We start from the raw sequence: 24395 nt of genomic DNA on the forward strand, positions 1-24395 counted from the left end.
AACGCCGCATCAGTTCAGGTAAGGGGACCAAGAAGGCTCTCGAACTTCGCCTTGAGCGGTAGGAAGAGGGAGCCTCACACGTCCATTGGTGGACGCTAACATCAAGACTCCCCGGCCCTGCTGGCGGGTGGCGTAGATTAGCATGGCGCCATTGGGCGCAACAGTGGGCGACTCATCCAAACTTGTGTCTGAAAGAATACGCAAACGGTTGGTTTCCAGGTCCTGCGCAGCCACCTTGAACACGGTAAAACCATCCTGGCGATGGATCATCACCAAGGTCTTTTCATCAGCCGACAATTTCGGGTTGGCGTTGTAGTTACCGACGAAGGTCACTCGCTCCACTGCCCCGCTATTGATGTTGGTCTTGTAGATCTGCGGCTTACCCGCACGATCCGAGGTGAAGTAAAGAGTCTGACCGTCCTTGCCCCAAAAGGGTTCGGTATCGATCGCGTAATGGTTAGTGACGCGGCGCATCTGCCGGCTGCCCATATCCATCACATAAATTTCCGGATTGCCGTCCTTGGACAGCACGAAGGCCAGGCGGTTGCCATCCGGCGACCAGGCCGGAGCGCCGTTGAGACCTTCGAAGTTGGTAACCTGCTCGCGGCGACCGGTATCGATGTGCTGCACGAAGATGCGCGGGCGACGCTGCTCGAACGACACGTAGGCGATGCGACGACCATCCGGCGCGAACGACGGCGACAAGATCGGCTCGCGCGATTGCAGCAGAGTGACCGCGCGGGCACCGTCATAGTCGGAGCGCTGCAGGGTGTAACGAGTATTGCTGGTCCCCATGCGCTCGGCAGTGACATAGAGCAGGCGCGTGGAGAACGCACCCTTGACGCCGGTGAGCTTCTCGAACGACTGGTCAGCGATGTGGTGAGCCATGTCACGCAGTTGATCAGTGCCCCCGCCGACATTGCCGGTCATGACCTGCTGCTCGGTACTGACGTTGAACAACGCGTACTGAATCTGCAACCGACCACCATTGGGCACGATGTTGCCCACCAGCACGTACTGCGCACCGAGGGCTTTCCAGTCACGGTATATGACTTCACTGGCCTGAGTCGGTAGGCTGATCATGTTCTGCCGCGGGATCGGCTCGAAGTAGCCGGAGTTGCGCAGATCGTTGCCAATGATCTGCGACATGTCTTCAGGCAGTACCGAACCGCCTTGCCAGCCAAAGGGCACGACGGCGATGGGCGTGGCACGGTCAGCGCCTTGGGAAATCACCAGCGGGTCGGCCGCCTGGACGCTACCGACCAGCATGACCAGCCCCAGCAGGGCGGTACGAATCAGGGTATTCACAGAGCTCAATCCTCCGGTTTGAAAATGACGCGACGCTTCCTGTACATACGGTCGAAGGTAGCGCGATCCAATTGTTGCATCTCGGGAATACGCCCGACGTTACGTACAGCTGCAACGGCCGAGTTGTCGAACGGCGCATCGCCACTGGAGCGCGACACGCTGGCGTTGGTCACGGTGCCGTCGGGCAGCATCTGAATCAGCAGCTCGACGCTCATGCCACGGCGCGCCGACATCGGTCGCTGCCAGTTCTCGGTAATCAGCTTGATGATCAGGTCATCAAGGTTGCCGGCCACCTGGTCGCCATGCGTCTCGGCCAGCGCCTGCTGGTTCTGCACGTTGTCAGACAGCAGCTCAGCCAGCGCGGCTGCCTTCTGATCCTCGGCGGCCTTGCGTCGTGCATCTTCGGCCTTGCGCTTGGCGTCCTCGGCGGCTTTCTTCTTCGCGGCGTCAGCAGCGGCCTTTTTCTTGGCCTCCTCCGCCGCTTTCTTCTTCGCGTCCTCAGCAGCCTTCTTCTTGGCGTCCTCAGCGGCTTTCTTCTTCGCTTCGTCCTCGGCACGCTTCTTCGCGATATCCGCCTGACGTTTCTGTTCGGCGGCCTTCTCGGCCTCGGCTTTCTTCGCCGCTTCGGCCTTTCGAGCCTCTTCAGCCTGCTTTTGTTCCTCGGCCTTCTTGGCTGCAGCTACCTTCTGCTCTTCAGCCTTCTTCTGCTCCAGGCGTTCGGTCTCGAATTGCGGTGCCGAGGTTTTCTGCGCCTCGCCGGCCACCTTTTGCGTGGTCTGCGTGGTGGCCTGGCTCTGCGATTGCAACTGATACAGCGTAGCCTGCACCACCGGGCGCGCCGGCGGCAGTTCGGGTGTGAAGGCGAAGCTGACGAACAGCATGGCGAACATCAGGACGTGCAGACCCACCGCCCAAACCACGGGCCAGAAGTAGCTTTCCGATTGCGGACGCTCGGTTTGCTGCATCAGGGAGCCTCGGTAATCAGTCCGACGTTGCCCACGTCGGCCTGCTGCAGACCGCCCATAGCCGACATCACGGTGCCGTAATCGACCGTGCGATCACCACGCACGAACACCTGCACCTGCTTACCCTGACGACGGTTCTCGGCGATGATCGCCGAGACTGCCTGCGTCATCTGCTCGAGGGTCGAGGCGCGCTCCTGCTCGGTGTCGACGTCAACCTCGCTGCCCATGTTCCAGTAGTAGGTCTTGTCGGCCTTGATGGAGATGGTCAACACCTGGGCGTCGTTGTCCTGCGGCAGCGCTTCACTGCTGACCTTGGGCAGATCGACCTTGACGCCCTGATTGAGCATCGGCGCGGTGACCATGAAGATGACCAGCAGTACCAACATCACGTCGATGTAGGGCACCACGTTCATCTCGGCAACCGGTTTGCGTCTGTTGCGAATTCTCGCCATGGTTAAAACCTGTCCTCTTCGCTCGCCTTAGTCTTCCGAGGTGTGCACTTTGCGGTGCAGGATGGCCTGGAACTCGTCGGCGAAGGTGTAGTAACGACCGATCAGCATCTCGCTGCGGGCAGAGAAGCGGTTGTAGGCGATAACCGCCGGAATCGCCGCGAACAGGCCGATGGCGGTAGCGATCAGCGCTTCGGCGATACCCGGCGCCACGGTTGCAAGCGTGGCTTGCTGCACCTGAGCCAGACCTCGGAAGGAGTTCATGATGCCCCATACGGTACCGAACAGGCCGATGTACGGACTGGTCGAACCAACGGTGGCGAGAAATGGCAGCGCGGTTTCCAATTTCTCTTCCTCACGGGAGATGGCCACGCGCATGGCACGAGCCACGCCGTCCATCACCGCGTCCGGGTCAACTCCCTGCTGCTGACGCAGGCGGGAGAATTCCTTGAAACCGGCACGAAAGATCTGTTCCAGACCAGAATCCGGATCGGGGTTGCTACCCGCCTGGCGATATAGTTTGGACAGATCGATACCGGACCAGAAGCGATCCTCGAAGTTGTCCAGGGCACGCTTGGCGGCGCGAATCGAATTACTGCGCTGGAAGATCATCACCCAGGAAATGACCGAAGCGGCCACCAGGGTCAGCATCACCAGCTGAACCACGAAGCTGGCGTTACTGATCAGACTCCACATCGACATATGGTCAACGGCGTTAGCTTCCACGCTTACTCTCCTGCTGCAATTAAGCCCGGCGCCTGCGTCCCGGCGAACGCGTGTCGCAGGGTCTCGGGGATGGCCCGGGGTTTCAAGTTGTCGGCGCGCACACAGGCCACCAGAAACTGCCCTTCGCAGAGCAGCACATCATCCGCAGCCCGCCTGACCTGTTGACGAAAACGCAGGCTGGCACGGTTCAATTCGATCACATCGGCGCTGATCACCAGTTCGTCATCCAGGCGCGCCGGCGCGTGATAACGCGCCTCGGCAGAATGCACGACGAACAACAGGCCCTCACCCGCAAGCGTCGACTGGGCATAACCCAGCTCACGCAGACGCTCGGTGCGAGCCCGCTCCATGAATTTGAGGTAGTTGACGTAGTAGACGATGCCGCCCGCGTCGGTGTCCTCGTAGTAGACCCGGCAACGGTGGCTGAACGGCTGCACTTCGTTTGGCGCGCGCATACTCTAGTCCTCGGCCTGCTGCTTGCCAATCCGGCCCGGTAACAATTTTTTCGTCATTCGTCACCTGCCGAGAAAAGATCGCCACCGGCCTGCTCGCCAGCGCGTTTGGGAATGTTCAACCCGAAGTGCAGGTAGGCGTGACGGGTGACCACACGCCCGCGCGGGGTGCGCATCATATAACCCTGCTGAATCAGATAAGGTTCGAGCACGTCCTCGATGGTATGACGCTCCTCGCCGATGGCTGCCGCCAGGCTATCGAGCCCGACCGGACCACCATCGAACTTCTCGATCATGGCCAGCAGCAGGCGACGATCGGAATGGTCGAAACCACGCTCGTCGACATCCAATAGATTAAGGGCCTGATCGGCAGTGGCCTGGGAGATCTGCCCGTTACCGCGCACTTCGGCAAAATCGCGCACACGGCGCAACAGTCGGTTGGCGATACGCGGAGTGCCACGGGCACGACGGGCAATCTCGAAGGCGCCCTTGGCCTCGATGGGCAGGCCGAGAATACCAGCCGAGCGCGAGACGATGGTGGCCAGGTCGTCGATGCCGTAGAACTCCAGGCGCTGGACGATGCCGAAACGGTCACGCAGCGGGTTGGTCAGCATGCCGGCACGGGTGGTGGCGCCGACCAGGGTGAAGGGCGGCAGATCCAGCTTGATCGAACGCGCGGCAGGACCTTCGCCGATCATGATGTCGAGCTGGAAGTCTTCCATCGCGGGATACAGCACCTCTTCGACCACCGGCGAAAGACGGTGAATCTCGTCGATGAACAGCACATCGCCGCTTTCCAGATTGGTCAGCAGCGCGGCCAGATCACCCGGCCGCTCGAGCACCGGACCGGAGGTGCTCTTGATTGAGCTGCCCATTTCCTGGGCGATGATATTGGCCAGGGTAGTCTTGCCCAGGCCTGGCGGACCGAAGATCAGCGTATGGTCGAGCGCTTCCGCCCTGCCCCGTGCAGCCTGGATGAACAGCGCCATCTGCTCACGCACCACGGGCTGACCAATGTAGTCAGCCAGGCGCAGCGGACGAATGGCTCGGTCCTGCTGCTCTTCGCGCTCACGCGGGCTGGAGGTTATCAGGCGATCGGCTTCGATCATCGAGGGGTTCCACTAGAGTCCATTGAATTGCAATGCAGGGTGGAAAACCGCGCAGCGTTTTCCCCCGAAAAGCTGGTGGATGAAAAAGGCGTCATCCACCCTACGCCATGCCGCGCAGCGCACGTCGAATCAAATCTTCACTGCTCAGACCGTCCTCCTTGACCACGGCAACTGCTCGACTGGCCTCCTGCGGCTTGTAGCCAAGGGATATCAGGGCACTGACGGCGTCATTCTCCGCGCTTGAGACTGCCTGAGCCAGTTGAGGTTCAACCACCAATGGCGCAATGGACGGTATCGACTCCCAGGCCTTGAAGCGGTCCTTGAGCTCGACCAGCAGACGCTCGGCGGTTTTCTTGCCGACACCCGGGACCTTGACCAGGGCCGCCGTGTCCTGAGACTGCACGCAGCGCACCAGCTCGTCGACCTCAAGACCCGACATCAGCGCCAGCGCCAGCTTGGGGCCAACGCCATTGAGGCGAATCAACTCGCGAAACAGCTCACGCTCACGCTTTTCGAAGAAGCCATACAGCAGGTGTGCATCTTCACGCACCACCAGGTGAGCGTGCAGGGTGACCGGCTCGCCCACCGCAGGCAGACGATAAAGGGTCGTCATCGGCACTTCCAGCTCATAACCGACACCATTCACATCCAGAAGCAAATGCGGCGGCTGCTTCTCCGCCAGGGTGCCGCGCAAACGTCCGATCACCACTGTTTTCCTTTAATCCGATTACAAACGAAGACGGCCGCCACGCCGCTTGGCGCCGGCGAGCCCATGGGGAATGAGACTCTGTCGGTGATGGGCATGACACAGTGCGATGCCCAATGCATCGGAAGCGTCGATCTGCGGTTTCTGCACCAGCTTGAGCAAATGCATGACCATCATCTGCACCTGCTGCTTGTCAGCCGCCCCGGTACCGACCACCGCCTGCTTGACCTGGGTCGCGGTGTACTCGCTGACCTCAAGCCCGGCCTCCACCGCCGCGACGATAGCGGCGCCACGCGCCTGCCCCAGCTTGAGCGCCGAGTCGGCATTGCGCGCCATGAACACCTGCTCGATGCCCATGGTCACCGGCCCATGAGTGCGAATCACCTCGCTGACGCCACGAAAGACGATCTGCAGGCGCTCGGCCAATGGCCCGTTACCGGTACGAATGCAGCCTGACGCCACGTACTCGCAACCACGCCCGGTATCGCGCACCACGCCATAGCCGGTAATACGCGAACCTGGGTCGATGCCTAGAATCAGGGTCATATCAGCAACTGTCTATTTATCCAGTTGGCGAGTATACGGGGGTCCTAATGCGCCGTCACTCGTGACGCACCGGTGGAACCCGAGAAAACCGTAGGGTGGCCGTAGGGTGGGCTTCAGCCCACCAGGGTTGTTTGCCATGGTGGGCTGAAGCGGATCGCCGCCCGTCCCACCCTACTCGTCCGGGCGACAAGCTGCTTCAGCCGAGCTGCTCCATGATCTCGTCGGAGACTTCGGCGTTGTGGTAGACGTTCTGCACGTCATCCAGGTCTTCAAGCATGTCGATCAGCTTGAACACCTTCTGCGCAGTTTCCAGGTCGGCAATCGGCGCACTGATCGAGGGGATCATGGCGATTTCCGCTTCCTCGGCTTTGAAACCGGCGGCGCTAAGTGCTTCGTTGACGGCATGGAACTCGGTGAAGCTGGTCGACACCAGGCCCGAACCGTCCTCGCCCATTTCCACATCGTCGGCACCGGCCTCCAGAGCCGCTTCCATCAGGGCATCTTCATCGACACCCGGCGCAAAGCTGATCTGCCCCTTGCGGTCGAACATGTAGGCGACCGAGCCGTCGGTGCCGAGGTTGCCACCGCATTTGGTGAAGGCATGGCGCACTTCGGCGGCGGTGCGATTACGGTTATCGGTCATCACCTCGACGATGATCGCCACGCCGCTCGGTGCGTAACCTTCGTAGCTGAACTCGACGACATTGTCGGCTTCGTTGTTGCCGGCACCACGAGCAATGGCGCGGTCGATCACGTCACGCGACATGTTGTTGGTCAGCGCCTTGTCCACCGCCAGACGCAGACGCGGGTTGTCCGCCGGGATCGGACCGCCGTGCTTGGCGGCGACCGTCAGTTCACGAATCAGCTTGGTGAAGATCTTGCCGCGCTTGGCGTCCTGACGCCCCTTGCGGTGCTTGATGTTGGCCCATTTGGAATGACCAGCCATAACTCACTCCATCTATAAGGTTTCACAATTGCCGGGGCGTAAGCACTTGAGTCTCTCCACCCCATAACGAAGAAGCCTGGGATCACCAGGCTTCTTTTGCAGGCTTATTCGGCCTTGGCTTGCTCGCGCAGGCGGATGTGCAGCTCGCGCAGCGACTTGTTGTCGACGACGCCCGGCGCCTGAGTCATGACGCAGGCTGCGCTCTGGGTTTTCGGGAAGGCGATCACTTCGCGAATCGAGCTGGCACCGGTCATCAGCATCACCAGACGGTCCAGGCCGAAAGCCAGGCCTCCATGAGGTGGTGCGCCATACTTCAGCGCATCGAGCAGGAAGCCGAACTTCTCCTGCTGCTCTTCTTCGCTGATGCCGAGCACACGGAACACGGTCTGCTGCATGGCCTTGTCATGAATACGGATGGAGCCGCCACCCAGTTCGGTGCCGTTGAGCACCATGTCGTAGGCGCGCGACAGCGCAGCGGCCGGGTTGGCCTCCAGCTCCTCGGGGCTGCAGCTCGGCGAGGTGAACGGGTGATGCATGGCGGTCAGGCTGCCGTCGTCGTTCTCCTCGAACATCGGGAAGTCGACGACCCACAGCGGCGCCCACTCGCAGGTCAGCAGGTTCAGGTCATGACCCAGCTTGATGCGCAGAGCGCCCAGAGCCTCGCTGACGATCTTGGCCTTGTCGGCACCGAAGAACACGATATCGCCATCGACGGCCCCAACGCGGTCGAGGATGACATTGATGTTGTCCAGCGGGATGTTCTTGACGATCGGCGACTGCAAACCCTCAACGCCGGCAGCGCGCTCGTTGACCTTGATATAGGCCAGACCCTTGGCACCATAGATGCCGACGAACTTGGTGTAGTCGTCGATCTGCTTGCGCGGCATGCTCGCCCCGCCCGGTACGCGCAGCGCGGTAACGCGGCATTTCGGGTCGTTGGCCGGACCGGCGAATACCTTGAACTCGACGTCCTTGAGCTGATCTTCAACATCAACCAGTTCCAGCGGGATACGCAGGTCCGGCTTGTCCGAACCGAAGCGACGCATGGCTTCAGCCAGAGTCATGTGCGGCAACTCGCCGAACTCGACATCCAGCACTTCCTTGAACAGGTTGCGCACCATGGTCTCGGTGATGTCCATGATGTCTTTTTCATCGAGGAAGCTGGTCTCGATGTCGATCTGGGTAAATTCCGGCTGACGATCAGCGCGCAGGTCTTCATCGCGGAAGCACTTGGCGATCTGGTAGTAGCGGTCGAAGCCGGCGACCATCAGCAGTTGCTTGAACAGCTGCGGCGACTGCGGCAGGGCGAAGAAGCTGCCGGCGTGGGTGCGGCTCGGCACCAGATAGTCGCGCGCACCTTCCGGGGTGGCGCGAGTCAGAATCGGTGTTTCCACGTCGAGGAAGCCGTTGTCGTCGAGGTAGCGACGGATGCTCGAGGTGATGCGCGAGCGCAGCTTGAGCTTCTCGGCCATTTCCGGGCGACGCAGGTCGATGAAGCGATAACGCAGGCGGGTTTCTTCGCCAACGTCGGTGTACTCATTGAGGGGGAACGGCGGGGTTTCCGCTTCGTTGAGCACTTCCAGCTCATAGCCCAGCACCTCGATGGCGCCGGACGCCATGTTCGGGTTGACCGCGCCCGCTGGACGCAGACGCACCTTGCCGGTGATCTTGACCACGTATTCGCTGCGCACGCGGTCAGCCTTGGCGAAGGTATCGGCACGATCAGGATCGAACACCACCTGGGCCAGACCTTCACGATCACGGATATCGAGGAAGATCACCCCGCCATGGTCACGGCGACGATGTACCCAGCCGCAAAGGGTGATTTCCTGGCCATCCAGGCTCTCGTTCAACTGGCCGCAATAGTGGCTGCGCATCATGATCGTGTTTCGCTTCTCTAAGGTCTTGGATAGGTCAGGCAGCCCCCAACGCCCTGGGCAGGAGCTACACCACAGCGAACGTCCAACCGTACGCCGCGCTTCGATAAAGAGCGGGATTATATAGCGTAAATCGTCATGACGCAGCCGCTCGGCAGATGGCTTCTATAATGAAGGTCGCCTCCTGTCTGGAGAACGACCATGGCCCGACCCCATCGCAGCGACCTGTCCAGCGATCTACTGGAAGACTTTCGCCTTGACGCCGCCGAGCAGTTTCCCCGCTGCGAGCAACTGCTGATCGAACTGGAGCGAGCGCCAAAGAGCACGGAACGGCTGCGCGAGCTGTTTCGCCTGATCCATACGCTCAAGGGCAATCTTGGTTACGTCGAGCTCAACGAGCTGATGCCACTGCCACAAGCCATGGAAGACGTACTCGATGCCCTGCGCTCGGGCCGCCTGACCTTCGACAGCCTGCTCGGGGACATATTGCTGCTCAGCCTCGACCATCTGCGGGCATTGGTCGCTCAGGCCCTGGGCGGCGCCGAAGCCACCCCGGACAGCACGCAGCTCAGCCGACTCTGCGGCGCGCTTCAGGCGCTGGCCATGACGCCGAATGAGCGACAGACCGAGGTACGCCTCGAACTGCTGCAGCAGATGGACCCCAGCACTCGCCTGCAATTCACCGAAGAAGTGGAACCCAGCAAAAGCGCAGCACTGCTTGCACGCCACGCAATCGTGATCCAGCCCGACCTGCAGTTCTTTTGCGCACTGACCGAGGCCGCCGAACAGCGCTCCCCCTACTGGCGAGGCCGCAACCTGCGCCTGCTGGAACTGGCACTGAGCATCAATGCAGCGGGCGGATACGCTGAGCAGCCAGAGCAACTGGCGGCCGCAGTCTGCTTGCACGATCTGGGCATGGCCTTCCTGCCACTGGAGCTCCTGCACAAGCAAAGCCATTTCAACCGCGAAGAACGACGCATGATGCAAGGCCACCCACGCCTGGCCAGCGACCTGCTCAAACGCATGCCTGACTGGTCAGCGGCCATGGAGATCATCCTCCAGCATCAGGAACACGCTGACGGCTCTGGCTACCCCAAAGGCCTGCGCGAAAAGGAGATTGCCCCAGGCGCACTGATCCTGCATATCGTCGACACCTTTGACGCAAGGACCCATGAACGTGCACACCAGACTTTGAGCAAGCGTCCATTGCTACGCGCCATACTGGAAATCAACAACCTTGCCGGCCAGCAATTCAGCGCCCATTGGGTGGAGGTGTTCAATCGCACTCTGCAGCAGAAGCCTAGGCTGGCGCACGGCTGAACGAGCATTGCGCCACGCACAGGATTGACGCCGCCAAAGCAGGATTTATTGAACCGTCCGCTATCAATAGCCTCTAAACATCGCTCTCATTGATATAAGCCAAGATCATCTCGACGCCCTGCGTGTTAGGCTTTCACCAACACTGCGGGATAGACACCCTGGGCTCACCTGAAAGGAGAAAAACCATGGAAATCAATATCGGAATCGCCGAACAGGATCGCGCCGCCATCGCCGAAGGCCTCTCGCGCCTTTTGGCCGACACCTACACCCTGTACCTGAAGACCCATAATTTCCATTGGAACGTCACCGGTCCGATGTTCAACACCCTGCACCTGATGTTCGAAGGTCAGTACACCGAACTGGCCCTGGCGGTTGACGCAATCGCCGAACGAATCCGTGCACTGGGCTTCCCGGCGCCAGGCACCTACGCCGCCTACGCCCGCCTGTCCTCGATCAAGGAAGAGGAAGGCGTACCCAGCGCCGACGATATGATCAAGCAACTGGTGCAAGGCCAAGAGGCCGTCGTACGCACTGCGCGCGGCATTTTCCCGCTGCTGGACAAGGTCAGCGACGAGCCGACTGCCGACCTGCTGACCCAACGCATGCAGGTACACGAGAAAACCGCCTGGATGCTGCGCAGCCTGCTCGCTGTTTGAGATACTCAGAGGCCCGGTGATCCGGGCCTTTTCATTAGGCAGGCAGCCTTGCCCTGATCTATGCTCTGGCCATTCGCCATTGAGTTTTCGACACCCATGAGTCAACCAGCCAAACCGCCCAGCATCATCGATCTGTATCCGGAGGAAACCCGCGAGGCGGCCGAACTCCTGAAGCAGGCCGTACCGCTGATGATGCGCCACGACATACCGCCAAATCCGGTGCACTACGCGCTGTGGTACACCTACAGCAGAGGCGGCGAACCCGAGCTCAACCGCCGCCTGGACAAGGTGGTCGAAGACTTCGACGTGTTCCCGCCGGAAACCGCCAGCCGGCTGTTTCGCGACTACATCATCCGCGGCGAGCTGGAGGAAGCGCGCGCCGGCCAGCAGCAGGTAATCGAGCTGGTCGATGATATCGAAGGCGACGTCTCACGCAGCGTGATCGGCGGCCTGCATTACCAGCAGAGCCTGAGCCAAGGCCTCAGCGCACTGCAGGAACCCATCACCGACGATCTACCCAGCGTGCTCAGCGAGCTGCAGGAAAGCACCCAGCTGATGCAGGATCAGCAGGAAAAATTCCTCTATCGCCTACGCGCCGCTCAGCAAGAGATCACCCACCTGCGCAGCCAACTGGAACGCGCACATCTGGCAGCAACACTCGACAGCCTGACCCGCGTATTCAATCGCCATGCCTTTACCCGCCTGCTGGAGCGCGCCCTGAACGAGTCGCAGCAGGGCCTGGCGCTGGTGATTCTGGATATCGACCATTTCAAGCAGTTCAACGATCAATATGGCCACCCACTGGGTGACCGCGTACTGCAACACGTCGGACAACTATTACGCGACCTGCTGCCACCAGAGGCCTTTGCTGCGCGCTACGGCGGCGAAGAGTTCTGCGTGGTACTGCGCAACTGCGCCAACCTCAACGAAGTTCTCGATTTCGCCGAACAACTGCGCCACAAGATCCAGTCACTGAGGATCAAGGTAAGACGAACGGACCAGATTCTGGACAGCATCACCGCGTCCTTCGGCTGCGCCATGGCCGAAGAAGGCGACACATTCGAATCCTTGCTCACTCGGGCCGATGACGCGCTTTATCAGGCCAAACGCGCCGGCCGCAATCAGGTCCACCCGATTATCAGCGAAACGATGCTAAGCGCTTGATTTGAGAAGCCCCCGCCTTTGCTGTTAAATAGCCTTGCACGCCGCATTACCGTTCTGCGGCGTCGCTACCCCTGTATACCGGCGCGCGTCGTTGCCGCTCGACTGGCAGCCCTTGAAGCGCGCTCTCTCCGCAACACCTTGAGTCATCATTCAATCAGTGAGTTCATCGAAGATGTTGAAGATTACCCATCTCGTGACAGGGTTTGCCGCCCTGCTGCTGTCTGCCTTACCCGGTTTTTCCACTTCGTTCCTGACCACCCCGGATGCCATTTATCTGGTCCTCATCGGCCTGCTCAACCTGCTTGCCGCAGCGCAACAACAGAACACCCACGCCGCGCGTCAGCAACTGCAGGGGCTGTCATCGGCTCTATTGATACTGGCTGCCGTGGTACAGAGTCTGATCCTGCTTGCCCCGCTGCCAAGCATCGGTAGCCAACCCGCCATCTGGCTGCCGCTTCTGGCCTTGGTAATCGCCGTGGCACTGAGCCTTGCAGCGCAACTGAACACGCAGCCGCGCAGCGCAGACCAACGTGTGTCCGCACCAAAAGCCAGTATCAGCACCAGCGTGACGCCAGATGATCGCGAGACCGGCACCGTCAAATGGTTCAACACATCCAAGGGATTCGGCTTCATTTCCCGCGACTCGGGTGACGATATCTTCGTGCACTTCCGTGCCATTCGCGGCGAAGGTCACCGCGTACTGATCGAAGGCCAACGCGTGGAGTTCTCGGTCATGCAGCGTGACAAAGGCCTGCAGGCAGAAGACGTGATCGCTGCAGCCCCTTCGCGGCGCTGAGCTGCACGCAAAGAAAAGCCCGGGAAACCGGGCTTTTTCATATCAGTAATGAGGTGGCGGCGCTTCATCTTCGGCAATACCCGCCTGACCACTCAACTCCTCCTGGCGTCGCGCCAGAACCGTCAATTGCAGCTGCATCCGCTCGATGCGTCTGTTCTGCTCGACCAGCTCATCGCTGAGCGCCTGAATGGTGTCATCCTGAAAAGCCAGGCGGCTCTCCAGCTCCATGATCCGCGACTCGAGACTCATGCTGGCTCTCCGGCAAACTGAAAATCCTCGGTCAGCACCAGGCGCAGCTTGTCGATGATCTGTCCCACCTTCTGCCCGGCATAAGGCTGCGCAGGATGCCGCCCCCACACCGGAGCGGGCCAAGCGACATCGTCACGTCGACGCACGATCACATGCATATGCAACTGACCGACCACATTGCCGAGCGTAGCCACGTTCATCTTGTCGGCGGCAAAAGTGTCCTTGAGGATCTCTGCCAGCAACGTGGTTTCCTGCCACAGTTGACGCTGATCGTCAGCGTCGAGCTGGAACAGCTCACTGACCTCCTCACGTCGCGGCACGAGGATGAACCAGGGGTAGTTGGAGTCATTCATCAGCAGCAAACGACACAGGGGAAAATCCCCGACCCACAGGCAATCCTGCTGCAGACGCGAATCCAGAGCGAACATGACGGCTCTCCTCCATATAAAGGAATCAATCAAGCGTAGCCCCAGCGAGGGCCAACCTATGGCGCGCAGCATACGCTGGCTCAGTCGAGACTTCATCCGCCGACCACGCACCAACGCAAGGCAGCCCGAATGCACGCGCACCGCAGGTGTGCACCATTTTGTTTCTTCCCGTAATAAACACTGCTAAGCGTTACCGGGGCAGCAATATGAACGCAGACGATAACGCCAGCCGCTGTCCGGACGCGAAGAACTGGCATCGCTCAGGCAAACCCGCGCCAGACGCGGGATCAGCGTCGCTGCTCGACACACTGCATGCCAGAAAATCAAGGTTTTAGCGGGACATCCAGGTTTTGAGCACGACTTTTGCTATCTGTGAAAGCAATGCTCGGCTAGCCGCGCAGTCGATCAATAACAGCGGCCCCAGACACCTCAGAGCCGCGAAAGCGTTGGCATAACGAAACGCAAGGACAGAGCTACAGATTTGCGACATTCCTCCTAATGCGATGCGACACCAGCATGAACGAAGTCGTAATGAATAGACTGCAACTATCGCCAATATTGGCTGCGTGCTATAAGTTACCGCCGACACAAAAAGAAAGAGCCGCCCATATAACAAAACAGTGGGCAGCGCAACTCTTCTAAACCAAAGGAGCAATCACGATGCAAGTGATGAAGTGGAGCGTAATCGCCCTGGCAGTAGCCGCGGGCACCAGCCAACTGGCTTTCGCCAGCGCGCAATCCGAGTCCAACGGCTTTGTCGAAGACAGCAGCCTGAACGTTCTGAGCCGCAACCTGTACTTCTACCGCGACTTCCGTAACGCAGGCCCAGACCGTAACGATGATCCTCAAGAGTGGGGTCAAGGTTTCATCGCCACCTACGAGTCCGGCTTTACTCAGGGCACCATCGGCTTTGGCGTTGACGCCATCGGCCTGCTGGGCATCAAGCTCGACAGTGGTAAGGGCCGCTCCGGTTCCGGCTTGTTCCCCACCGGCAGCGACGGTCGCTCGCAGGATGATTACTCCGAAGCTGGTGGTGCAGTAAAACTGCGTCTGTCCAATACCGTGCTGAAATACGGTGATCAATTCACCGCTCTTCCGGTTCTGAGCACTGACGACAGCCGCCTGCTGCCTGAAGTAGCTGAAGGCTTCCTGGTCACCAGCAATGAAATCGAAGGTCTTGAGCTGCATGCTGGCCGCTTCACCGCCATCAATGCACAGGACCAGACCTATCACGACAGCCTCGGCCTGAAAGGTGCCGACGTATTTGGCGGCAACTATAGCTTCACCGATGATCTGTCGGCTGCGCTGTACTACTCCGACGTGGAAGACTCGTTCAAGAAGTACTACGGTAACCTCAACTACACCTTCGGTATCAGCGAAGGTCAGTCCCTGAACTTCGACTTCAACATCTACAAGACCGATTACGATAAAGAGTACACCAACACCGGCAAGAGCGAAGACAACACTATCTGGAGTCTCGCAGCAGCCTATAACCTGGGTGCTCACACTCTGACTGCTGCTTATCAGAAGTCCCATGGCGGCTACACCTTTATCAACGATGATGGCGACGTTGAAACCCGCGGCTATGACTACGGCGTTGACGGCGGCGGCACTGTTTGGCTGGCCAACTCCGTACAGCGCTCGGACTTCAACAGCAAAGATGAGAAGTCCTGGCAGCTGCGTTACGACCTGGACTTCGCTGACTTCGGCGTCCCCGGTTTGAAGTTCATGGCTCGCTACATCAGTGGCTCGGGTGCTGATACTGGCACCACCAATAGCGGCAAAGAGTGGGAACGCGACATCCAGGTTGGCTATACCGTTCAGAACGGTCCGGCCAAAGACCTCAACATGCGCGTTCGTCAAGCCACCTATCGCAGCAGCGACGGTGTCTACTACGGTTCTCCGTCGATCGACGAAGTTCGTGTAATCCTCGAGTACCCGCTGAGCATCCTGTAATTTCAGGACTCTGTTAGTGCTCGAATAAGAAAGGCCCGGTTTTCCGGGCCTTTTCTTTTTATCCAAGATTTACAATGGAAGAGCATAAGTCCCCGTCACATGCGCCACCAATTCATTCTCATTACCAGCCGAATATAACGAAACCTCACAAACTGCCTGACGTCGGCTCAAGCGTAATATGCGCGCCTCGGCCAACAAGTCCACCGGCTTGGGTTTGACCAGAAAGTTGATATTAAGATTGGATGTTACCGCCATTTCCACCCGGCCGAGACGACCCAGCACCACCGCATACATCGCCGCATCCCCCAGCGCCATGATGGTCGGGCCCGATAACGTGCCACCCGGACGCACCAATTTGGCGTGAAAAGGCACACGCGCCAACACACCGTCTTCATCGAGACGGTCGATCCGCAGATCGATATCCTCGGCCATCGGTAACCCAGCTCGAATCAGGCTCTGAACCTCAAGCGCAGTCAATCCCACTCTTTAATCCTCCCGGCACGCGCAGTAGCACTTTCGCGCCTGCACCCGTCCTGTACGCCACTGTATAGGCACCGTACAATGCCGGCCTATTCCAAGCCCTAGCAACCGACAGAACGGCCAAACATGCGTACCAGTCAGTTCCTGCTCTCGACCCTGAAAGAAACCCCTTCCGATGCCGTGGTGATCAGCCACCAGCTGATGCTGCGTGCCGGCATGATCCGCAAGCTGGCTTCCGGCCTGTACACCTGGCTGCCGATGGGCCTGCGCGTACTGCGCAAGGTCGAGACCGTGGTGCGCGAGGAGATGAACGCCGCTGGTGCACTTGAAGTGCTGATGCCAGCCATTCAGCCGGCGGAGCTGTGGCAGGAATCCGGTCGCTGGGTGCAGTACGGCCCCGAGCTGCTGCGCGTCAAGGACCGTCATGATCGCGAATTCTGCGTCGGCCCGACTCATGAAGAAGTGATCACCGACCTGGCCCGCAACGAGCTGAACAGCTACAAGCAGCTGCCGATCAACATGTACCAGATCCAGACCAAGTTCCGTGACGAGATCCGTCCGCGCTTCGGTCTGATGCGTGGCCGCGAGTTCATCATGAAGGACGCCTACTCCTTCCATGCGGATCAGGCATCCCTGCAGGAAACCTATGACCGCATGCACCAGGCGTACTGCAACGTATTCAGCCGTCTGGGCTTGAACTTCCGCCCGGTACAGGCCGATACCGGCTCCATCGGCGGCACCGGCTCGCATGAGTTCCACGTACTGGCCGACTCCGGTGAAGACGATATCGCCTTCAGCAATGTCTCCGACTACGCCGCCAATATCGAGAAGGCCGAAGCCATCCCGCGCGAGAAAGCGCGCGGCGCTGCGACCGAAGAAATGCGCCTGATCGACACGCCCGACACCAAGACCATCGACGCGCTGGTTCAGGGTTTTGGCCTGGCAATCGAGAAGACCATCAAGACCCTGGTGGTACACGCCGCCGAGGAAGGCAAGCTGATCGCCCTGATCGTGCGCGGCGACCACGAACTGAATGAAATCAAGGCCGCCAACCTGGAGCTGGTTGCCAGCCCGCTGCAGATGGCCAATGAAACCGAGATTCGCGCCGCCATCGGCGCCGGCCCTGGCTCGCTGGGCCCGGTCAATCTGCCGATACCCTGCATCATCGACCGCAGCGTTGCCCTGATGAGCGATTTCGCGGCCGGTGCCAACATCGAAGACAAGCACTACTTCGGCGTCAACTGGGAGCGCGACCTGCCGCTGCCAGAGGTTGCCGACCTGCGCAATGTCGTCGCCGGCGATCCCAGCCCGGATGGCCAGGGCACCCTGGAAATCAAGCGCGGCATCGAAGTCGGCCACATCTTCCAGCTCGGCACCAAGTACAGCGAGGCGATGAACTGCCAGGTGCTTGGTGAGAACGGCAAGCCGGTCACCCTGACCATGGGCTGCTACGGCATTGGCGTTTCCCGCGTGGTGGCTGCTGCCATCGAGCAGAACTTCGACGAACGCGGCATCCGCTGGAATGACGCCCTGGCACCGTTCCAGATCGCCCTGGTACCGCTGCGCTACGAAACCGAGCAGGTGCGCGAGGCCACCGACAAGCTGTATGCCGAGCTGACCGCCGCTGGCTACGAAGTGCTGCTGGATGACCGCGACAAGAAAACCAGCCCCGGCATCAAGTTCGCCGACATGGAGCTGATCGGCATTCCGCACCGCGTTGTCGTCAGTGACCGAGGCCTGGCCGAGGGTAACCTCGAGTACAAGAGCCGCGCCGAAACCGACGCGCAAGCCGTGCCGCTGGCCGATATCCTGCCCTTCCTGCAAGCCCGTATCAGCCGCTGATCGCGCCCTACCGAGATATCATGTACACGAGCAACAACCTTCGCCTGACCGGCGCCGCCTTGTGCGGCGCCCTCCTCCTCGGCGGCTGCGCCAATCAGCTGCCGCAACGCAGCGAGCATGAGGAGCGCGTCGAACGCAAACTGCTGGATCACCAGTTGCAGATCGATGCCGGCGAACCCAAGGTGCTGGAGCTACCGCAACGCCGCGTGCGCGTGCATGACCAGAAGAGCTACGAAGTCACAGCCTTCGAGGTGACTCGTCGCTACGACCGCTATACCCCCTACCAGCCCTGGCGCGAGATCTATGAAGTACCGATGGGTGCGGTAGCGGTGGTTGCGGGCGTGGGCGCCAACATACTCAACGTCGCGCTGCTCGGCAGCCTGCCGGAAACCGCTACCCGTGGCTGGATCAGCTACGGTATGGCCGGCATGAACCCCTTCATGAACGTCGAGTCGAACGGCCGCGCCGAGCAGAACCTGGCGAACATCGAGGAGCTGCAGCGGGACCGTCGTATGGAGTACACCAACCTGCCCTGGTCCGAGCGCCCGGTACAGGTCAAGGCGGGCGATCAGCAATTCGAACTGCTCACGGACAGCAGCGGGGTGCTGCGCCTCAACCTGCTCGACAGCCCGTTCAGTGAACAGGACATCGCGCGCCTGAACATGCTGCAGTTGAGCGTCGAAGATCGCCTGGGCGACGATGTCGCGCGTGCGGAAACGACCCTTATGGTCAGCCATACCCTGCGCGGCAAGCTGCGTGAAGCGCATGACCTGATCTTCGATGACCTCGAAGGTGGCGATGTTGACCAGTGGGTACACCGGGTCAAACGCCTTTCCGATCTTGGCCTGGAAGAAGAGGCCAGCGAGCTGGAGCAGAGCCTGATCGAGCTGACCCGCAACGACCCTGAGTTGCAGGATGCCTTCCTCAAGGCACTGCTCAAGGATGCCGGTCGCCTGGCTGCCGACCCTGCCAACTAAGCGCCCCACCCGGTTCCGCGGGGTGTCGCGGGGCCGCCCTGGCCATGCACACCCAGCCCCTTCGGCTGGCACCCGCTTGCCGTGACGCGGGGCGGACTCCAGACCTTCCGGTGGCTCGGTGCGCGCGCAGCACCCTACCGGCTGGCGTTGCTCTCTATACCATCTGCAATTCTTGCTTGCGGCGCGGTGGCGGGAAAGCCGCGTCGAGCAAGGCCAGATCATCCGCAGTCAAGGTAATGGAAGCTGCCGCAGCGTTATCGCGTAGATGTGCGCTGCCCACGGCCTTGGGAATGGCGATGACGCCCTCCTGCCTGAGCACCCAGGCCAGTGCGACCTGAGCCGGCGTAACCCCATGCCGCTGGGCTACCTCAAGCACTGCGGGTTCGTGAAGCAGCGTGCCGGCCTGGCCTAGCGGACAGTAGGCCATCAGCGGCATACCGGCGCGCTGCTGCCAGGGCAGCAGGTCATACTCGATACCGCGCGCCTCCAGGTTGTACAACACCTGATTGGTTCGGCAAGCCGCCTGATCCAGTTCGAGCAGATCATCCAGATCCAAGTTGGAGACACCCCAGGCGCCGATCTTGCCCTGCTCACGCAGGCGCTCGAAGCCTTCGACTGTTTCAGCCAGCGGGTAGCGCCCGCTCCAATGCAACAGATAGAGATCGAGACGCTCGCAGCCCAGTCGTTTGAGGCTGCGCTCACAGGCCGCCTGTACGCCCTCCCGACTGGCGTTGTGCGGATACACCTTGCTGACCAGAAACACCTCGTCTCGGCGCCCGGCGATAGCCTCGCCCACCACACGTTCCGCGCCGCCCTCGCCGTACATCTCGGCGGTATCGATCAGGCTCAAGCCCAGGTCCAGCCCCTCACGCAGCGCCGCAACCTCACGCGAGCGCTGGCGCTCATCTTCACCCATGCGCCAGGTCCCCTGGCCTATCATCGGTACCTGCATGCCGGCCAATTCAATTCTGCGCATCGTTTTCTCCCAAGTGGGTGCTGACCCGGTCGTACCCTTCGCCACGCCATTGCAGCAAGCACAGCCCGTGGCCGAAAGGGTCACTCAGCGTGACCAGACGCCCCCAGTCATATTCATTGGTTTCGCCTTCAGCTCGGGCACCTGCGGCGAGTGCCCGAGCGAGCGCTGCGTCGAGGTCATCGACCACGACATCCAGGTGCAGTGGCATCCAGTGACGGCGGTAATCACGTTGCACGCCTGCCTCGGGGCAAGGTCGAGTGGCTGTGGCCTTGTGCAACAGATAAAGCGGTACAGCTGCGCCGAGCAGCTCGACGACCGTACCATCGAACAACAGGCGCCCAACACTGAAACCGAACGCTTGCTGGTAGAAAGCAACCGCCGCCGGCAGATCGGGAACGTCGAGATTGAGCAGCACCTGCATGATCAGAGCGGCTTGAGCAACAGCAGCAGGGACACCGGCTGAACGCTCTCGGGATGCAACGGCTCCTGCAGCCACTCCAGGCGCCAGCCGGTTTCACCGATGAGCGTCAGCCAGGATTGCAGGGTACGGAAGAACCAGGGCATCGGCGCCTGGAAACCCTCGCCGAAACCGACGAAATCCTCGACCCGCCAACCATCCTGATAAGGCTCGCCATGGCTGGCCCGCCAGGGATGCAACGTCTGGATCAGCAAACTGCCCCCCGGCGCCAGCAAATCGTGCAAGCTGCGCAGGATAGGCTGCAGCGGCTCCTCGAGCAGTGCGAAGTTACAGACCAGCACCTCGAAACGCCCGAGCTGCTCGGCATGCTCTTGCAGCTCGGCATAACCACAGACGCGATACTGGCTACGCCCGTCGCATGCCGCGCGAGCTGCCTCGATCAGCGGCGCCGAGGCATCCACCCCTACCGGCTCGATACCATGCTCAGCCAGGCCTCGGCACAGCCAGCCCTCGCCACAGCCAACATCCAGCACCCGCCTGGGTTGCAGCGCCAGGACAGCCTGAATGATCGCGGCATCGGTAACCAGGCGCCGGCTTTCGATGCGTTGCTCACGCACCGCAGCGGCCCAGGCATCGGCATTGGCCTGCCAGCTTTGCTGAAGCTGTTCTCGGTGGTCGCGCTGCATGCTGATTCCCTGCATTTGTGCGTTGCCGCGAGTCTAGCGCCAACGGGCCGCCCCGACACGCTTTGCGTCAAAGCCGCCGGTCAGCCCCGTTCACAGCGGCTAAGCTGATAACTAAGTAGACGAGGCGCCAGGGGTAGAGCCCGGCGAGTGACAGTCTCGTGTTTTCCGTGGAGCAGATAGGCCAAGCCGGTGGATTATGGGCGCGTTATGGCAATCGGATCCTCAACACCGCGAACTTGCGTCGAACGTCTTGCCGGCGGTCGATGACAAGCCGGCCCCGCGACCACGCCGCTGGCGTCTGGTGCTTTACCTGCTACTGGCATCGGTGTTGGCCACTGCAGCCGCTGTGCTGTTTTTCGAGCTGCGCAGCGCGCACTTCCAGGCCCGTGAATTGAGCCGCTATGCCGCTACTCTCACCTACCGCGTTGAGCCAGGGCCCAGCCCGGATATTCTCTACCCGGCTGATGGCCCCTTCGACAAACGTCAGGGTTACACCTACCTGCCACTGATGCTGGAGCGCCTGCAACAACGCGACTTCCTGATCAGCGAACAGGCGCGCTTCTCTCCGGCACTGATGGCCTACAGCCGTCGCGGCCTGTTCCCGCCCTTCGCCGAGAAAAGCCAAACCGGCCTCAGCATCAGCGACTGTCGTGGCACCCCCTTCTACGAGTTCCGCTATCCACAACAGGGTTATGCCGATTTCGCCAGCATTGCGCCGCTGGTAGTGAGCAGCCTGCTGTTCATCGAGAACCGTCATCTGCTCGATAGCGATCAGCCACTCGCCAACCCGGCGGTGGACTGGCCACGGTTCGCCATGGCCGCGCTGTCGCAGATCGGCAAGGTGCTCGATGTGCAGGATCAGTCTGCTGGCGGCAGCACCTTGGCGACCCAGCTGGAGAAGTACCGGCACTCTCCCGACGGCCTGACGCTGTCGGCGAAAGAAAAGCTGCGGCAGATGATCTCCGCCAGCGTGCGTGCCTACCAACAGGGACCTGAGACCCTCGAAGCACGTCAGACCATCGTGCGCGATTACCTCAACAGCGTACCGCTGTCCGCAGCGCCGGGGCATGGCGAGGTTCATGGCCTGGCCGATGGCCTGCGCATCTGGTATGGCGCGGATTTCGAGCGCAGCAATGCGCTGCTCGACCCTGGCCGTACGCCCGGCGCCAGCATGGCTGAACGTGGCCTGGCCCTGCGCCAGGTGCTGTCGCTGATGATTGCCCAGCGTCGTCCTTCCTACTACCTGGCGCAAGGACGCAAGGAGATGGAGGCGCTGACGGAGAGTCATATCCGCCTGCTGGCTGCCGGCGGCCTGATCGACCCCGTACTGCGTGACGCGGCGCTGACGCAGAAGCTGCGATACCGCGACTGGCAACTGGAGCCCAATCTACGGCCGGTGGAAAGCGACAAGGGCATCAGCGTAGCCCGCTCACGCCTGTCCAACCTGTTGGGCATGCCCCTGTACGACCTGGACCGCCTCGATCTGGCCGCACGCAGCACCCTGCAACGCGACCTTCAGCAGGATGCCAGCCTATACCTGCAGCGCCTGGCCGACCCCGAGTTCACTGGCAAGATCGGCCTGTTCGGCGAGCGCCTGCTGTCCCCGGAAAAGACCGCCGAGGTGCGCTACAGCTTCACCCTGTTCGAACGCACGGCAACAGGCAGTCGAGTGCGCGTGCAGACCGACAGCACCGATCAACCGTTCGACATCAACGAAGGCAGCAAGCTGGAGCTGGGCTCCACCGCCAAGCTACGGGTGCTGGCGACCTATCTCGAAATCATCGCCGAGCTGCATCAGCGCCATGCCGACAAGAGCCTGGCCGAGCTGCGCAACGTCGAGATCGCCACGCAGGACTACCTGAGCCACTGGGCCGTCGCCTATCTGCAGGCCAACCCCGGCGGTGATCTGGCCAGCATGCTGGAGGCCGCACTGGAACGACGCTATTCGGCCAGCCCGCATGAACGTTTCTTCACCGGTGGCGGCCTGCACACCTTCGGCAACTTCCGCCGCGAGGACAACGGCCGCAACCCGACCCTGCGTGAATCCCTGCGCGAGTCGATCAATCTTCCGTTCGTCCGTCTGATGCGCGACCTGGTGCGTTACAGCACCTACCAGAACAGCGCCGAACTGCTCAAGGACGACAAGGACCCACGCCGTCAGGAATACCTGCAACGTTTCGCCGACCAGGAGGGGCGCACCTTCCTGCTGCGTTTCTGGCGCAAATACCAGGGCCAGCCGCAGCAGCAGCGCCTGGAGACCTTCATCAGCGGCTTGCGCCAGACCTCTGTGCGCCTGGGCGCCGTGCACCGCTACCTGCTGCCGCAGGCCGATGAAGAAACCTTCGCCGCTTTTCTGCGGACGCAACTGCCACAGGAAAAACTCACCGATCAACGCATCGCGCGTCTGTACAAGGACTACGGCCCTGGCGCCTACAGCCTGCCGGATCAGGGCTATATCGCTCGCGTGCATCCGCTGGAACTGTGGCTGCTGGGCTATCTGATCGACAACCCGCAGGCCACCTTCAGCGACGCAGTGGCAGCCAGCGTCGACGAGCGCCAGGAAGTCTATGGCTGGCTGCTGCGCACCCGGCACAAGAGTGCCCGCGACAGCCGCATCCGCATCATGCTGGAGGTGGAGGCCTTCTCCGACATTCACCGACGCTGGAAAAACCTCGGCTATCCCTTCCAACACCTGGTGCCCTCCCTGGCCACTGCCCTAGGCAGTTCCGGTGACCGGCCGGCAGCGCTGGCCGAACTGATGGGCATCATCCAGAACGACGGCATTCGCCAACCAGTGCTGCGCATCGACGAACTGCACTTTGCTGCCGACACGCCTTACGAGACGCGGGTCGAGCGCAACACCCACGGCGCCAGGCGGGTGATGCCCTCGGAAGTTGCCGCCGCGCTGCGCAATGCACTTTCCCAGGTGGTCGAAGGCGGCACCGCAAGGCGCTTGCAGGGCACCTTCAAGTTGCAGGACGGCCGTGATCTGACCCTGGGCGGCAAGACCGGCACCGGCGACAACCGCATCGAAAGCGTCGGCGCCGGCGGGCGGGTGATCAGCTCGCGGGCGATGAACCGCACAGCTACCTTCGTGTTCTTCCTCGGCCCTCGTCACTATGGCACCCTGACCGCCTTCGTACCGGGACGCGAGGCGGAGCGTTTCACCTTCACCTCGGCACTACCGGTACAGGTGCTCAAGGGCATGGCGCCGATCCTCGCACCCTATCTCGAACCAGGCAGCGCCACGCTCTGCAGCACCCCGCTGAGTGCAACGCAGATCAGCCGGCGGTAATACCTGGTAACCACAGCGACCAGCGGCTGGCGAAACCCGGCACCGGATATGCAGTCCATGGCAGCATC

The 24395-nt window shown here is 61.1% G+C and carries 24 protein-coding genes and 1 pseudogene; 9 read left to right on the forward strand and 16 right to left on the reverse strand.

Annotated elements, in window-relative coordinates; genetic code table 11:
- Positions 1-9: 9 nt before the first annotated feature.
- The 10 genes from tolB to aspS form a co-directional block, all read right to left on the reverse strand.
- On the reverse strand, positions 10-1308 hold the full coding sequence (gene tolB, locus H3221_RS11175; protein ID WP_196475350.1) for a Tol-Pal system beta propeller repeat protein TolB: 1299 nt from the start codon (positions 1306-1308) through the stop codon (positions 10-12).
- 5 nt (positions 1309-1313) lie between these two features.
- On the reverse strand, positions 1314-2276 hold the full coding sequence (gene tolA / locus H3221_RS11180; protein WP_196475434.1) for a cell envelope integrity protein TolA: 963 nt from the start codon (positions 2274-2276) through the stop codon (positions 1314-1316).
- A complete protein-coding gene (tolR, locus tag H3221_RS11185; protein WP_021488348.1) occupies positions 2273-2725 on the reverse strand; it encodes a protein TolR in 453 nt (150 codons plus the stop codon). The genes tolA and tolR overlap by 4 nt, the downstream gene beginning before the upstream one ends.
- Positions 2726-2752: 27 nt before the next feature.
- Entirely contained in the window at positions 2753-3448 is a 696-nt protein-coding gene (gene tolQ, locus H3221_RS11190) for a protein TolQ (protein ID WP_037003717.1), read from the reverse strand.
- 2 nt (positions 3449-3450) lie between these two features.
- Positions 3451-3903, reverse strand: a complete 453-nt coding sequence (gene ybgC / locus H3221_RS11195; RefSeq protein ID WP_160020678.1) for a tol-pal system-associated acyl-CoA thioesterase — start codon at positions 3901-3903, stop codon at positions 3451-3453.
- 53 nt (positions 3904-3956) lie between these two features.
- On the reverse strand, positions 3957-5009 hold the full coding sequence (gene ruvB, locus H3221_RS11200; RefSeq protein WP_160020679.1) for a Holliday junction branch migration DNA helicase RuvB: 1053 nt from the start codon (positions 5007-5009) through the stop codon (positions 3957-3959).
- A 100-nt stretch (positions 5010-5109) separates the two neighbouring features.
- Positions 5110-5715: a Holliday junction branch migration protein RuvA gene (gene ruvA, locus H3221_RS11205; protein WP_160020680.1), complete on the reverse strand. Its 606-nt coding sequence runs from the start codon at positions 5713-5715 to the stop codon at positions 5110-5112.
- Between the two features lie 21 nt (positions 5716-5736).
- A complete protein-coding gene (gene ruvC, locus H3221_RS11210) occupies positions 5737-6261 on the reverse strand; it encodes a crossover junction endodeoxyribonuclease RuvC (RefSeq protein ID WP_017361755.1) in 525 nt (174 codons plus the stop codon).
- A gap of 196 nt (positions 6262-6457) precedes the next feature.
- A complete protein-coding gene (locus H3221_RS11215; protein ID WP_160020681.1) occupies positions 6458-7207 on the reverse strand; it encodes a YebC/PmpR family DNA-binding transcriptional regulator in 750 nt (249 codons plus the stop codon).
- Between the two features lie 104 nt (positions 7208-7311).
- Positions 7312-9087 carry an aspartate--tRNA ligase gene (aspS, locus tag H3221_RS11220; protein WP_196475349.1) on the reverse strand — a complete coding sequence of 592 codons (1776 nt, stop codon included), beginning with the start codon at positions 9085-9087 and terminating at the stop codon, positions 7312-7314.
- Positions 9088-9285: 198 nt separating this feature from the next.
- Between aspS and H3221_RS11225 the strand changes: the two genes are divergently transcribed.
- The 5 genes and pseudogenes from H3221_RS11225 to H3221_RS11240 all read left to right on the forward strand — a co-directional run bounded on the left by H3221_RS11225 (position 9286) and on the right by H3221_RS11240 (position 13020).
- Positions 9286-10404: an HD domain-containing phosphohydrolase gene (locus tag H3221_RS11225; RefSeq protein WP_196475348.1), complete on the forward strand. Its 1119-nt coding sequence runs from the start codon at positions 9286-9288 to the stop codon at positions 10402-10404.
- 185 nt (positions 10405-10589) lie between these two features.
- Positions 10590-11060: a Dps family protein gene (locus tag H3221_RS11230; RefSeq protein WP_196475347.1), complete on the forward strand. Its 471-nt coding sequence runs from the start codon at positions 10590-10592 to the stop codon at positions 11058-11060.
- 96 nt (positions 11061-11156) lie between these two features.
- Complete coding sequence (locus H3221_RS11235; protein WP_196475346.1) at positions 11157-12224, forward strand: GGDEF domain-containing protein; 1068 nt, start codon at positions 11157-11159, stop codon at positions 12222-12224.
- 172 nt (positions 12225-12396) lie between these two features.
- Positions 12397-12657 (forward strand): annotated as a pseudogene (locus H3221_RS25675) (cold shock domain-containing protein membrane protein); the annotation flags it as partial.
- 132 nt (positions 12658-12789) lie between these two features.
- The gene (locus H3221_RS11240; RefSeq protein WP_162237607.1) at positions 12790-13020 is read left to right on the forward strand and encodes a cold shock domain-containing protein; all 231 of its coding nucleotides are present in this window, start codon (positions 12790-12792) and stop codon (positions 13018-13020) included.
- A gap of 42 nt (positions 13021-13062) precedes the next feature.
- Here the strand turns inward: H3221_RS11240 and H3221_RS11245 are convergent, their stop codons facing one another.
- Positions 13063-13269, reverse strand: a complete 207-nt coding sequence (locus H3221_RS11245; RefSeq protein ID WP_004423461.1) for a SlyX family protein — start codon at positions 13267-13269, stop codon at positions 13063-13065.
- Entirely contained in the window at positions 13266-13697 is a 432-nt protein-coding gene (locus H3221_RS11250; RefSeq protein ID WP_196475345.1) for an HIT family protein, read from the reverse strand. Before H3221_RS11250 ends, H3221_RS11245 begins: the two co-directional genes overlap by 4 nt.
- A gap of 660 nt (positions 13698-14357) precedes the next feature.
- Here H3221_RS11250 and H3221_RS11255 point away from each other — a divergent pair.
- A complete protein-coding gene (locus tag H3221_RS11255; protein ID WP_196475344.1) occupies positions 14358-15653 on the forward strand; it encodes an OprD family porin in 1296 nt (431 codons plus the stop codon).
- A gap of 69 nt (positions 15654-15722) precedes the next feature.
- Here the strand turns inward: H3221_RS11255 and H3221_RS11260 are convergent, their stop codons facing one another.
- Entirely contained in the window at positions 15723-16130 is a 408-nt protein-coding gene (locus H3221_RS11260; protein ID WP_196475343.1) for a PaaI family thioesterase, read from the reverse strand.
- Positions 16131-16259: 129 nt separating this feature from the next.
- On the opposite strand from H3221_RS11260, the gene H3221_RS11265 reads away from it, so the two are divergent.
- Positions 16260-17975, forward strand: coding sequence for a proline--tRNA ligase (locus tag H3221_RS11265; RefSeq protein ID WP_196475342.1), 1716 nt, complete (start codon positions 16260-16262; stop codon positions 17973-17975).
- A gap of 20 nt (positions 17976-17995) precedes the next feature.
- Positions 17996-18952, forward strand: a complete 957-nt coding sequence (locus H3221_RS11270; RefSeq protein ID WP_196475341.1) for a hypothetical protein — start codon at positions 17996-17998, stop codon at positions 18950-18952.
- A 154-nt stretch (positions 18953-19106) separates the two neighbouring features.
- Here H3221_RS11270 and H3221_RS11275 read toward each other — a convergent pair whose 3' ends face one another.
- The 3 genes from H3221_RS11275 to H3221_RS11285 are packed head-to-tail and all read right to left on the reverse strand — an operon-like array spanning position 19107 to position 21032.
- Entirely contained in the window at positions 19107-19928 is an 822-nt protein-coding gene (locus tag H3221_RS11275) for an aldo/keto reductase (RefSeq protein WP_196475340.1), read from the reverse strand.
- Entirely contained in the window at positions 19915-20349 is a 435-nt protein-coding gene (locus tag H3221_RS11280; RefSeq protein WP_196475339.1) for a VOC family protein, read from the reverse strand. The genes H3221_RS11275 and H3221_RS11280 overlap by 14 nt, the downstream gene beginning before the upstream one ends.
- 2 nt (positions 20350-20351) lie before the next feature.
- Positions 20352-21032 carry a class I SAM-dependent methyltransferase gene (locus tag H3221_RS11285; RefSeq protein WP_196475338.1) on the reverse strand — a complete coding sequence of 227 codons (681 nt, stop codon included), beginning with the start codon at positions 21030-21032 and terminating at the stop codon, positions 20352-20354.
- Between the two features lie 196 nt (positions 21033-21228).
- On the opposite strand from H3221_RS11285, the gene H3221_RS11290 reads away from it, so the two are divergent.
- A complete protein-coding gene (locus tag H3221_RS11290) occupies positions 21229-24327 on the forward strand; it encodes a transglycosylase domain-containing protein (RefSeq protein WP_196475337.1) in 3099 nt (1032 codons plus the stop codon).
- The last annotated feature ends 68 nt before the right edge of the window (positions 24328-24395 follow it).

The sequence above is a fragment of the Pseudomonas chaetocerotis genome, from assembly GCF_015712105.2.
In the GTDB taxonomy this organism is placed as follows: Bacteria; Pseudomonadota; Gammaproteobacteria; order Pseudomonadales; family Pseudomonadaceae; genus Aquipseudomonas; species Aquipseudomonas chaetocerotis.